An 11,815-nucleotide genomic window follows, 5' to 3' on the forward strand; every position below is an offset into this window, starting at 1 on the left:
TCATGACCGATCAAGTTGATAACTGGCACAAACTGGCACGCTACGATACCAATATCCAAGGTGAGTTACATGCCAATTTGCTGCGTAATAATGATATTACTGTTTCTCTACAACCGCTGAGTGCGATGCCTGGTATGAATTCTGGGATTGTGCTTTGGGTACAAGATACCGATTTGGTGCATGCTAAACGCATTTTGGATAGTATTGATAAGGATGCGGCAAGCTTGCCTGAAACAGACGACGATAACGGCGGTACTCTATAAATGTGTCAACTTTTAGGTATGAACTGTAATACACCAACCGATATTGGTTTTAGCTTTGCAGGCTTCCGTCGTCGCGGCGGCATGACAGACAGTCATGAGGATGGTTTTGGTATTGCATTTTTTGAGCGTAGCGAATGCACTAATAGTGACAGCTCTAATAGTGAAAAGTCGGACAATGCCTCGACTGGTCTACGTTTATTCCATGACAATCGCCCAAGCCATTTATCGCCCGTTGCTGATTTGGTTAATAATTATCCGATTAAAGCGATGAACGTCATTGCCCATATCCGTAAGGCGACCCAAGGACAGAATTGCTTGGCCAATACCCATCCTTTTGTCCGTGAAGTCTGGGGCGAGCAGTGGGTATTTGCGCATAATGGACAGATGAATAGCGAATTTATTAAACGCTGCCAGCGCCTGCAAGACAATGGTAATGCCTCACATTGCCAACCAGTCGGCACAACTGATTCTGAAATGGCATTCTGTTATCTGGTCAATCGGCTGAAAAGTAGCTTTAAAACTCGTCCGGATGACAAAACGCTGTTTAACTTTTTGACGACTCAATGTCGTTATTTATCCGCTAACGGTTTGTTTAATTGCTTAATATCGAATGGTCAATGGCAATTGGCTTATGCAGGCAGTTTACTGTTTTATCTCACGCGCAAAGCACCATTTGGTGAAGCAAAATTAGCAGATGATGATTTGGCGATTAACTTTGGTGATGTAACCACTGATAAAGATAAAGTGACTATCTTAGTGACTGTGCCATTGACTGAAAATGAAAAATGGCAGCAGCTGGCAGTTAATGAGTGCTTAATATTTCAAGATGGGGATGTCATTTATAAAGACAGCCCAAGCCAGCGCAAGTTTTTGACGATTGAGGAAGGCGTTGCGGTAGCACGGGCAGTTGGGGCGAGTGTTTAGGAGTGGTGAATAGTGGATGTTAATTAAATATACATTCCACAACACCGCTTAAACTTTTCTCCTGACCCACAAATACACGGCTGTTTTTGGGTGACAGTCATTTCTACTGTTGGGTCGAGGAAGTACCAACGCGCATCGTTGTTCGCCTTGTCTGTTACTTTTACAAAGGCAGACAATTCATGATGCGCCTGCAAGCCATCATCTTCATTATCAGAGACATTAAAGTAAGCCTTAAACTCAACTTGCGCATGACGTTTAGCTAGCTTTGGCGTATGCGTAATGATTTCTAATCCTGCCCAATCCGTCTCCTTTGCCCAACTCTCAATCGCCTGAACATCTAGTAAATTTTGCTGCGCTGGTAGCGTGGTCTTGGCGATATAGTTTGGCTTGACCAACACAAACGCACTATAGCGCGTGCGCATTAATCGCTCAGCAGTTTCTGCTTTTATGCCGTCAGCTTTATCAGTTTCTTCGCTCAATAAACTGTTATGGTAAGGCTGGCAGCAATCTTGATAAAGTAGCGGCGCGCTAATGTCATCCGATGACGGGTTAATTTGGCAAGGGCAGGTCTGTAGAGAAATTGACATTATTTACTCAAGTTATTATTCGTTTTGATAGTTTCATAAGTTTTAATTTAGCCAGTTTTTTATCAATTCTGGCCATAGACCGATTTTAAGCTTTGCCCAAGGTGCGGGGTCAAGTAGCTGCTGCCAAAAACCATCAAACGGTGGCGCAAAATATAGCAGGAGCGCAAGGATGACGTACAGTAGCAGATACCACCATTTATCTTTATGCTGATAGAACTTCATCGCCGTACCCGATGAGCGCTTCATTTTCATATTGGATAAATTCACACTATATAGCTCATCCAATGCCAAATGCACTATCGCACCGCCGAATAAAAACAAGCCGTAAAACCAGCTAACCGTCAACGGTAAGTTTAAAATATCATAGCTAATATAGGTCATTCCAAGCCCCATTATCGCCATATAGGGCACCGAGTGAATGACACCACGATGCACGGTCATATTGGTAAAAATCGAAAATACCACATAACGCATAAAGCCGTAGCCGGCCAACCATAACGCTATCAACGCCAGTAAACTCAGCTCACTACGCCAATGCATCACCAGACCAAAGGCAAAAATAAACGAGGTAATATTAAAGCCAAGTTTAATCGGCGTCGAGTTATCTGAATCTAAGTCAGGGAGCAACCCACCGATGGTACCGAGCGCCACACACATCAAAAAACCTGAATCATCAATCAATCCAGCTTTATAAACCGTTAGACTCATCGTACCACTGACCATGAATGCGACATTTAAGTGGGTGTTAAAATTTGCCATAAAAACTCATCAATAAGTAGCGCACGAAAACGTCATTTCGAGCGGCTCGTCTAGCCGTAAAAAAGCGCTCCATGATACCATAGCCACGCCAGTCGTCTAATAGAGATAGTCAATATGACCGCTACTGATTTACCCGCTAAGCCCTATCGAAATGCTGCTTCTAATGCATCTATTAATAACCCGTCTACATGCGATAGTCAGCTTGATGACAGCTTTGTTGTTATTGACTGGCAAGCGCCATGGCTGTGTCACTTAAATCAGTTAGATTATATAAGTCACGCCATTACTCAGCTAAGTGGCTTAAAGAACGACCCTGCTCAGACAGATAAAATTGAAAACTCACCTGATATTATCGCCAAGGTTTTAAATACAGCGTTGCAGCAACAGGCTGATGACCTACTTCAGTCATTACCGCAAACCAAACCTGCACTAAACAATCAATCCCACACCTTACGATTTGTCTCACAAAATGCGCTGCCAGAAGGCGAAGCGTACGAGAGTTTTATCGGTACGACTGGTAATATTCCGACACGGGATAATTTGCATGACTTATTTAATGGCAGTATTTGGCTCACTTTTCCCAAAACTAAAGCCTTGCTGAATTATTATCATATGCTTGAAATCGAACAACAAGGTATTGGTGCCAGTCGCGGGCGTGTCCGCGATACCATTACCGTATTTGATGAGAACGGCGCGATTTTAGTGACAGCAGAGCCTAGTATTGGTGAGGCACTAGTGGATTTTGACTGGCAAAAAAGTTTGGTAGAACCGCGTGAGCAGTGGGATAAACCAAAAGCGCTAAATAGCGCCTCTCAAGCTGCAGTTTATATTTTTGGTCATGCCTTAATAGAAAAACTGCTACAACCACGTAAAGCATTATGCGCCCATAGTATTGTTATTTATGTGACGCCAGATTTTTTTGTCTTATCGCTATCTGAGCGTATTAGTCATTTGGATCAGAAAGTAGCTGATTATATGGAGGCATTATTATCACAACCGGATGTGACACCGCGCAAACTGTCTCCATTGCCTATTTTGGGTGTGCCGCATTTTTGGGCTGAAAATGCCAAGCCTAACTTTTATGATGATAGCCAAGTGTTTCGCAGTGGTCGCCGTCAAAAATAAAAAGATAAGGGAATACCTTACGAGTTAACCGTTAATGCTTAACCGCTAAAGCATTGTTACGTTTACGATTGTGCCACGATTTGACTACGTCTAGACGTTAACAAAGCTCGGGTTATTTGTTATGGTAAAAGGACGTTACTGTTAAATACTAAAGATATGCTTATGTCTTTTGTTACCTAAGATTTTGTTAGTATAAAAATACAGCGGTCTATTTTTCTTAGCAACTCTTATGAGTCATTCATTTGAGTTGTTAATAACAGCTACTAAAGTTAGCCATTAAATTCATTTAGTAAAAATTTAAGCACTATTATTTAGCCACCAATTATCAGCATAAATGCTTATTGATTGATAGTCATATTAGTTCAAGAGTCATTTATGTTCAGGATCTATAACAACGATAAGGAAGCTACCATGAGTGATATTTTTAATGTAAAAGACACCATTACGGTCGATAGCAAGGACCATACCTATTACAGTCTGCCCAAGTTAACCGAGACTTACGAAAACATCAGCAAGTTACCATTTTGCATGAAAGTCGTTTTAGAAAACTTATTGCGTAATGAAGATGACGGGCAGTCTGTTGGCAAAAATCACATCGAAGCGGTCGCCAATTGGGATGCAGGCGCAGAAGCGTCAAAAGAAATAGCCTTTATGCCAGCCCGTGTTGTCCTGCAGGATTTTACTGGTGTGCCATCGGTAGTCGATTTGGCAGCGATGCGCGATGCCGTCGTTGAGCTTGGCGGTAAAGCTGAGCAAATTAACCCGTTTATCCCAAGTGAATTGGTCGTCGATCACTCAGTACAAGTTGATGCTTATGGCCGCGAAGATGCCATAGATCTTAACGAAAAGATTGAGTTCAAGCGTAATAATGAGCGCTATGAATTTCTGCATTGGGGCAAGAATGCCTTTAAAAACTTCGTTGTCGTGCCACCAGCCACAGGTATTGTGCATCAGGTTAACTTAGAGTACTTGGCCCGTGTGGTAATGGCTGCTGATGTCGACGGTGAGCTGACCGCTTATCCTGATACGGTATTTGGTACTGACAGTCATACTACTATGATTAATGGTATTGGTGTACTTGGTTGGGGCGTGGGCGGTATTGAAGCGGAAGCGGCAATGCTCGGTCAGCCATCATCAATGCTCATCCCACAAGTGGTTGGTTTTGAGCTAAAAGGTAAGTTAACCGAAGGCGTTACTGCAACAGATTTAGTGTTACGTGTGGTTGAAATGCTGCGTGCGCATGGCGTGGTTGGTAAGTTCGTCGAATTTTATGGCGAAGGCTTACATAGTATGCCACTTGCAGATCGTGCCACCATTGCCAATATGTCACCAGAATATGGTGCAACCTGCGGTATTTTCCCGATTGACCAAATGGCGATTGATTATCTACGTCTATCAGGTCGTGATGAAGCACAAATCGAGTTGGTTGAAAAATATGCCAAGGCACAAGGCTTATGGCATGATGCAGATACTCCAGCAGCGACCTACTCAAGTAAGTTGGAGCTGGATTTATCATCCGTTCAGCCAGCACTTGCCGGTCCAAACTTGCCACAACAGCGTATTAATCTATCTGATATGCATGAAAAATTTGGCGAAACCTTGACGGCGATGACCAAAGACCGTAAGAAAGAAGTTGAAGCCAAGGTTCGCTTCGATGAAGAAGGCGGTAAGCAAGAGCAAGCAAAAACGCTCGCGGCAAAACCCAATCCTTTTTGCGCTGAAGGCAGTACTTATTGCACGGTCAAAATCGAAGACGAAGAGTATAGATTGCGTGATGGTTCTGTCGTTATCGCGGCGATTACTTCTTGTACCAATACCTCAAACCCAGCAGTGATGATTGGCGCAGGTTTGGTGGCGAAAAAAGCCGCTGCAAAAGGTCTAACGGCTAAACCATGGGTTAAAACTTCACTGGCTCCAGGGTCAAAAGTAGTAACTGATTACCTTGAAAAAGCCGAATTGATGGATGAGCTAGAGAAAATAGGCTTCTACCTAGTTGGTTATGGCTGTACCACTTGTATCGGTAACTCAGGTCCGTTATTAGGGGCGATTGAAGGGGCTATCGAAGAAGGTGATTTGGTTGCCGCTGCTGTACTATCAGGTAACCGTAACTTTGAAGGTCGCATTCACTCACATGTAAAAGCCAGCTACTTGGCGTCACCGCCATTGGTTGTTGCTTATGCCCTAGCAGGTACGGTTGATATTGACTTGACCACGCATCCGCTAGGACAAGACCAAGAAGGCAATGATGTATTCCTAAAAGACATCTGGCCAACGTCAGAAGAAATTAACGAGCTAATTGCCAATAATATCGACGCGGATATGTTCCGTAAAAACTATGGCGAAGTGTTTGACGGTAGTGCAGCATGGAACGCGATTAGCTCAGCCGATAGCCAGCTGTATCCATGGAGCGAAGAGTCTACGTACATTAAGAACCCACCGTTCTTTGATGGCATGACCATGGAGCCAGAAGGTATCCCTGATATCGAAGGCGCGCGTATCTTAGGGTTGTTCGGTGATTCAATCACCACCGATCATATCTCACCTGCTGGTAATATCGATGCTGATTCTCCTGCGGGCAAGTACTTGCAAAGGCGTGGTGTGATGGAAGCTGACTTCAACAGTTATGGTTCACGCCGTGGCAATGATGCAGTCATGACTCGTGGTACCTTTGCCAATATTCGTATCAAAAACGCCATGATGGCGGGCAAAGAGGGCGGTTATACCTATTACTTCAATGGTGATAGTGCCACGCTACAAGATGGTCAAGAAATGGCTATCTATGATGCGGCGATGAAGTATAAAGAAGACAAGCGTCCGCTCGTGGTACTTGGCGGTGCAGAATATGGTTCTGGCTCTAGCCGTGACTGGGCAGCGAAGGGAACGATCCTACTCGGTGTAAAAGCGGTATTGACCAGCTCGTTTGAGCGTATTCACCGCTCAAACCTAGTCGGTATGGGTGTCTTGCCATTGACCTTTAAAGATGGTGAAAATGCAGCGACCTATAACTTAGACGGCTCTGAAGTGCTTAGTATCACAGGTCTAGATAATGGTGAGAGCAAGACCGCCAAAGTCACGGCTACGCGTGCCGATGGTTCGTCTGAGAGCTTTGATGTCAATGTCATGTTACAGACGCCAAAAGAGCGTGAATACGTGCGTCATGGCGGTGTATTGCACTATGTGCTACGTCAACTGGCTGCTGAGAGTAAAGACGCTGCGTAATGGTAAGTTAGACTTAATATAACAAAGAGCCCAATCATATGATTGGGCTCTTTTATGCAATATTATCGTGCTTAGGTAATTTTATCGCTCAACCTTTCTCAGTCAGCAGCTTGACTCCCATGCCGATAAATATCACACCGCTTATTCTATTTAAAATTACTTCAATAGTAGGGTTCTTACGCAGATTTTCACTGAATTTTGACGCCAACAATGCCAAGCACGAGAACCACATAAAACCGGTCGTAGCAAAAGTTAGCCCAAGACCTAAAAAAGACAACATGCTATTACCGTAACTCGAGTCAATAAACTGTGGGAAGAATGCCAAGAAAAATAATGCTACTTTTGGATTAAAGGTATTAGTTATGACCCCTTGCTTATATATCTGCCACCTATCTAACGGTCGAGTAGACGCTACTTTTTCCTCAATGGGTAAATTACTGGCAAGTAAAGGTACTGGTTTGCTAGTCAGCATTTTAAAGCCTAGATAGCATAAGTAGCTTGCGCCAATATATTTCACTAGCGTAAATGCAAATGGTGAATTGGCTAATAGGACGGACAATCCGAGCGCAGCCAGCAAAGTATGTACTAAAATACCAGAGATAATACCGAAGACAGAGTAGAATCCTGCAGTTTGTCCTTGTGACATACTACGAGTAATGATATACATGCTATCTGTTCCGGGTGTTATATTTAATAAAATAGCAGCAAGAATAAATCCCAGATAATTTTCAATACCAAACATAGCCAATACATCCTTGTGATAGCAATTCAGCTCAACATTTTATAGAGCGCCTTTACATTGCATTCTATCAATATTCCTAATGGTATATATAGCCTTGCTAACATTTTTCAGAAATGACAGACATAAAAAAGCCCAGTCACCGTATGATGACTGGGCTTTTTTATTGTTCGCTTATTAGTCTAATCTGATGCTAAGCAAAAGTGCTAATAAGTGACGCCGTATAGTGGCGTCCCCAGGGGGATTCGAACCCCCGTTACCGCCGTGAAAGGGCGGTGTCCTAGGCCTCTAGACGATGGGGACGCATAGAGTGTTATAACCAGTGGTTACAACGGTACTTCACAATATCAGATAACTTAATAAATAAGTATTGCCTAGGTGCTGATATCGTCCTACTAGCGAGTATTTACATTAAAGTTTCAGTAAACTGAGCTTTGCAATAAATAGTATGGTGGAGCTAAACGGAGTCGAACCGTTGACCCCTTGCATGCCATGCAAGTGCTCTACCAACTGAGCTATAGCCCCTCGCTAAGAGTGTGCGTATTTTATGTAAGACCAGCAGTCTTGTCAACTGCTATTTTAAAAATAATGCATAAATATGCAAAAAAAAGTGTTCAAAGCTATTTTATTAACTTACTCAGCCCAATTTAGCGTGGGTTTTGCTGACTGGCTATCTCTTTAATGGCTTTATCGGTAAAGAATTCTTCTTCAGTACCATCTGAAAAAATAACTGCACCGCATTCTGTGGGGATATATTGCCCACCTTTTAGTTGTACTGTGCTGATACCTTTAAAACCAATAATGTCAGATTCTTTCAATCGATCGACATTATGATTGATATAACTGCAATAAGAGGCATATATCCACTTTAAGTCATCAAAGTCTTGACCGGTCGTGAGGATTAGCTTGGTATCGTATAGCTCTTTTATGATGGCATCATAGTATTTCTGCGCTTCTTTTAACGTGTTAAAGGCATAATCTTTACTTTCTATCGTGACGGTCTTGGCTGCCATTTTTATTTCCAATTTAAGTATTAAATAAAGAATCAGTATTCGTATGCAAATGCTGATATCCACGTAAAAAGGGGTCAGTATTAGCCTGACCCCTCTTTTTTATCCACTAATAGCATCATGAATCAACAATATTATTAACAAACAACTATTCTGCTACTAAAAAATCTGGCAACTCTGCTGCTTGTTTCTCTAGTTTTTTAAGCTTCTTTTTACCCAAACCGCCAAGTACGTCAACCGCATGGCGCAAGCGTGTTAGGGTCATGTCAGCGCCGATAATCGCCATAGAATTCATGACTGGCGTCGATGAGGTGCTACCAGCGATAGCGATAAAGAACGGCGCCATAAAGTCGCGCATCTTAATGTCAAGGTGAGCCGCAAGACCCTTAAGCGTGGCGTAGATATTTTCTTCTGACCACGTTGGCAAGACTTCTAGCTGCCAAAGCGCTAATTGCAGCATCTCAGTAATTTGTTCAGCCGAGAGTGATTTATGGGTAAAGCTCTCAGCATTGATATTAGGTAAGTTCTGGAAATAAAAGCCACCCCAATTAACTGCATCAGATAACAGCTCAATACGCGGCTGAATCGCTGCTGCGATAGCGGTTAATTTATCGCTGTTACTTGCCCAGTCGAGGATTTTGTTTTTGAGTTCTTCTGGCGTTAGCGCCCGTAGCCATTCGGCATTAAGCCAGTTGAGCTTTTCGATATCGAAAATAGGGCCGCCAAGTGACACACGCTGAATATCAAAGCTGGCAATCATTTCCTCTAACGTAAATTTCTCAGCTTCGTCAGGCATTGAGTAGCCCATACGACCAAGGTAATTTAGCAAGGCTTCAGGTAGCACGCCGGCATCACGATAATACGTGATAGAGGTTGGGTTTTTACGCTTAGACAGTTTTGATTTGTCTGGGTTACGCAGTAATGGCATATGGCAAAGTACGGGCATCTCCCATCCAAAATACTCATAAAGCAGCTGATGTTTCGGCGCAGAGTTGAGCCACTCTTCACCACGCAGCACATGGCTGATGTCCATCAAGTGGTCATCGACAACGTTGGCTAAATGATAAGTCGGCATGCCGTCGGTTTTTAGCAGCACTTGCATGTCCACTTGCGTCCAAGGAATCTCGACCGTACCGCGCAGCATATCTTGTACCTGACAGACGCCTTCGGTTGGCACACGCATACGAATGACGTTTGGTTTGCCCTCAGCAACCAATTGCGCAGTTTTCTCTGGTGCTAAATGGGCACAGCGACCGTCGTAACGCGGCGTTTCACCATTGGCCATTTGCTCAGCGCGCATAATATCTAATTCTTCACTGCTACAAAAGCAGCGAAACGCATGATCGTTTTCTATCAGCTGCTCTGCATGCTTTTTGTAAATATCACTACGCTCGCTCTGACGATAAGGCGCGTGCGGACCGCCGATATCTGGACCTTCCGCCCAGTCCAGACCGACCCAACGCAGTGCATCTAAAATCATTTTTTCAGATTGCTCTGTCGAGCGCGTTTGGTCGGTGTCTTCGATACGCAAAATAAATTCGCCGCCATGAGCTTTGGCAAAGGCCAAGTTAAACAGTGCGATATAAGCAGTGCCAACGTGCGGGAAGCCAGTAGGCGAAGGGGCAATACGGGTACGGACAGGGCGCATAGTGTTAGTAGAAGTAGATGGTTGCATCATAAAAATCTCAGAATGTTGTTGTTAATGAATGGGACAGTCAAAAGTAGTAGTGAAAAGTGAAAATATGGACGAAAGAATGGCAGTCAACGTTGAAAAATAGCGTAAAATATAGCGCTAGTATAACAGAGAGATGGGATATTTTTAACGAAATGCCCTTCTAGCGCTTGACTACCCGTGTATCCTTGCGATAATAATGTTAGGTAAGCCATAACTTGTTTATTTTCATCTGATTTTTTACTATTACTGGTCAATTTGACCATCATCTATTGAGTTGTTTGTGTCCATATCGAATAGTAAGCCAAAAAATACGCCAAATGCTAATTACAATCCTTCTGACCCTGATCATTCTATGTCAGCGGCGAGTCTGTTTTCTGAAGAAAGCACTTCTACTCAAAAACTTATACAAGAGTCTAGTGAAGATCAAGCTACGTCTGACGAATTGAGTTTTGTCCATGATGCGGTGCTATTGCAAGAAGCGGTCGCCGCAGTATTGGGTGTCAAAGCGCTACCGAAGCAGACAGACGACGAAAGTCAAGATAGCTTGCAAGCAAGCGGTATCTATGTCGATGCTACCTTTGGTCGTGGTGGCCATAGTCGCTTGCTATTAAGCCAGCTTGCCGATGATGCAACCTTGATTGTTTTTGATAAAGACCCAACGGCCATTAGCGTTGCTCGTGAATTGGCAAATAGCGACAGTCGCGTAAAAGTGGTGCACGATAGTTTTGCGACGTTAACAGACAGTCTTGCTGCAATGGGAATCACTCAAGTTGACGGTTTAATGGCAGACTTAGGTATCTCATCACCACAAATTGACGATGGCAGTCGTGGTTTTAGTTTTATGCGCGATGGCGCGGTCGATATGCGTATGGATACCAGCCGCGGGCAGTCGGTTGCTGAGTGGCTTGAGACGGTCGATGATGAAACCTTGGCCAATGTGCTTTATGAGTTTGGCGAAGAGCGTCACAGTCGCCGTATCGCTCGTGCCATTAAGCAGATGGACAGTTACGATTCTACTTTAGCATTGGCTGAAGTGATAAAAGTTGCGCACCCAAACTGGCAACGCGGCAAGCATCCAGCGACCCAGAGCTTTCAGGCGATGCGGATTTTTATTAACAACGAGCTTGGTGATGTCGATAACTTTTTAGAGCAAAGTATTCCGATATTAAAGGTAGGCGGACAGCTAGCAGTGATTAGTTTTCACTCGTTAGAAGATCGCCGTATCAAGCAGTTTTTGCAGCGTCATAGTAAAGGGCAATATCCAGAAGATGAGAATTTGCCGATGCCACCCAAGCGTCCACGTTACTTTAGTAAGCCAAAACGCGTCGGTCCAAGTAAAGCAGAGATAAGTCATAACCCACGCTCGCGTAGTGCATGGTTACGCATGGCAACACGTACTGATGCTGACTATGTAGCCGATGTTCATCCATGAATGCCATTATTAAATTATGTGGTTTAAATATGACTGAATGTTTTAATGATTACGCGGCTGTTAAAAAGCTGTAAACATTATC

General features: G+C 43.6%; 10 protein-coding genes and 2 tRNA genes. 5 read left to right on the forward strand and 7 right to left on the reverse strand.

Annotated elements, in window-relative coordinates:
* Positions 1 to 2: 2 nt before the first annotated feature.
* Together H0262_RS09695 and H0262_RS09700 are read left to right on the forward strand one after the other, a co-directional pair.
* On the forward strand, positions 3 to 263 hold the full coding sequence (locus H0262_RS09695) for a hypothetical protein (RefSeq protein WP_011514694.1): 261 nt from the start codon (positions 3 to 5) through the stop codon (positions 261 to 263).
* Positions 264 to 1,187 carry a class II glutamine amidotransferase gene (locus tag H0262_RS09700; protein ID WP_011514693.1) on the forward strand — a complete coding sequence of 308 codons (924 nt, stop codon included), beginning with the start codon at positions 264 to 266 and terminating at the stop codon, positions 1,185 to 1,187. It begins immediately after the preceding gene.
* A gap of 23 nt (positions 1,188 to 1,210) precedes the next feature.
* Here the strand turns inward: H0262_RS09700 and H0262_RS09705 are convergent, their stop codons facing one another.
* Both H0262_RS09705 and H0262_RS09710 read right to left on the reverse strand, forming a co-directional pair.
* Positions 1,211 to 1,774 (reverse strand): YchJ family protein, encoded by a 564-nt coding sequence (locus H0262_RS09705; RefSeq protein ID WP_181210620.1) that lies wholly within the window; start codon positions 1,772 to 1,774, stop codon positions 1,211 to 1,213.
* A 42-nt stretch (positions 1,775 to 1,816) separates the two neighbouring features.
* Positions 1,817 to 2,533 carry a metal-dependent hydrolase gene (locus H0262_RS09710; RefSeq protein WP_181210621.1) on the reverse strand — a complete coding sequence of 239 codons (717 nt, stop codon included), beginning with the start codon at positions 2,531 to 2,533 and terminating at the stop codon, positions 1,817 to 1,819.
* Between the two features lie 114 nt (positions 2,534 to 2,647).
* Between H0262_RS09710 and H0262_RS09715 the strand changes: the two genes are divergently transcribed.
* Both H0262_RS09715 and acnA read left to right on the forward strand, forming a co-directional pair.
* Positions 2,648 to 3,658: a DUF3025 domain-containing protein gene (locus tag H0262_RS09715; RefSeq protein ID WP_181210622.1), complete on the forward strand. Its 1,011-nt coding sequence runs from the start codon at positions 2,648 to 2,650 to the stop codon at positions 3,656 to 3,658.
* 411 nt (positions 3,659 to 4,069) lie between these two features.
* A complete protein-coding gene (gene acnA, locus H0262_RS09720) occupies positions 4,070 to 6,877 on the forward strand; it encodes an aconitate hydratase AcnA (RefSeq protein ID WP_181210623.1) in 2,808 nt (935 codons plus the stop codon).
* A gap of 88 nt (positions 6,878 to 6,965) precedes the next feature.
* On the opposite strand, the gene H0262_RS09725 is transcribed toward acnA, so the two are convergent.
* The 5 genes from H0262_RS09725 to gltX all read right to left on the reverse strand — a co-directional run bounded on the left by H0262_RS09725 (position 6,966) and on the right by gltX (position 10,304).
* Positions 6,966 to 7,619, reverse strand: a complete 654-nt coding sequence (locus H0262_RS09725; protein ID WP_181210624.1) for a LysE family translocator — start codon at positions 7,617 to 7,619, stop codon at positions 6,966 to 6,968.
* Between the two features lie 224 nt (positions 7,620 to 7,843).
* Positions 7,844 to 7,919, reverse strand: a tRNA-Glu gene (locus tag H0262_RS09730).
* A 146-nt stretch (positions 7,920 to 8,065) separates the two neighbouring features.
* Positions 8,066 to 8,141 (reverse strand) — tRNA-Ala (locus tag H0262_RS09735).
* Positions 8,142 to 8,263: 122 nt separating this feature from the next.
* Positions 8,264 to 8,629 carry a hypothetical protein gene (locus H0262_RS09740; protein ID WP_181210625.1) on the reverse strand — a complete coding sequence of 122 codons (366 nt, stop codon included), beginning with the start codon at positions 8,627 to 8,629 and terminating at the stop codon, positions 8,264 to 8,266.
* A 145-nt stretch (positions 8,630 to 8,774) separates the two neighbouring features.
* A complete protein-coding gene (gltX, locus tag H0262_RS09745; RefSeq protein ID WP_181210626.1) occupies positions 8,775 to 10,304 on the reverse strand; it encodes a glutamate--tRNA ligase in 1,530 nt (509 codons plus the stop codon).
* A 277-nt stretch (positions 10,305 to 10,581) separates the two neighbouring features.
* Here gltX and rsmH point away from each other — a divergent pair, with 277 nt between their 5' ends.
* The gene (rsmH, locus tag H0262_RS09750; protein WP_310502989.1) at positions 10,582 to 11,733 is read left to right on the forward strand and encodes a 16S rRNA (cytosine(1402)-N(4))-methyltransferase RsmH; all 1,152 of its coding nucleotides are present in this window, start codon (positions 10,582 to 10,584) and stop codon (positions 11,731 to 11,733) included.
* Positions 11,734 to 11,815: the final 82 nt, after the last annotated feature.

This window comes from Psychrobacter sp. D2 (genome assembly GCF_013608135.1).
Lineage (GTDB): Bacteria > Pseudomonadota > Gammaproteobacteria > Pseudomonadales > Moraxellaceae > Psychrobacter > Psychrobacter cryohalolentis.

Excerpts from the sequence above, each read along its gene's own strand:
- H0262_RS09695 (WP_011514694.1), top strand. The coding sequence starts at position 3 with ATGACCGATCAAGTTGATAACTGGCACAAACTGGCACGCTACGATACC.
- H0262_RS09700 (WP_011514693.1), top strand. The coding sequence starts at position 264 with ATGTGTCAACTTTTAGGTATGAACTGTAATACACCAACCGATATTGGT.
- H0262_RS09705 (WP_181210620.1), bottom strand. The coding sequence starts at position 1,774 with ATGTCAATTTCTCTACAGACCTGCCCTTGCCAAATTAACCCGTCATCG.
- H0262_RS09710 (WP_181210621.1), bottom strand. The coding sequence starts at position 2,533 with ATGGCAAATTTTAACACCCACTTAAATGTCGCATTCATGGTCAGTGGT.
- H0262_RS09715 (WP_181210622.1), top strand. The coding sequence starts at position 2,648 with ATGACCGCTACTGATTTACCCGCTAAGCCCTATCGAAATGCTGCTTCT.
- acnA (WP_181210623.1), top strand. The coding sequence starts at position 4,070 with ATGAGTGATATTTTTAATGTAAAAGACACCATTACGGTCGATAGCAAG.
- H0262_RS09725 (WP_181210624.1), bottom strand. The coding sequence starts at position 7,619 with ATGTTTGGTATTGAAAATTATCTGGGATTTATTCTTGCTGCTATTTTA.
- H0262_RS09740 (WP_181210625.1), bottom strand. The coding sequence starts at position 8,629 with ATGGCAGCCAAGACCGTCACGATAGAAAGTAAAGATTATGCCTTTAAC.
- gltX (WP_181210626.1), bottom strand. The coding sequence starts at position 10,304 with ATGATGCAACCATCTACTTCTACTAACACTATGCGCCCTGTCCGTACC.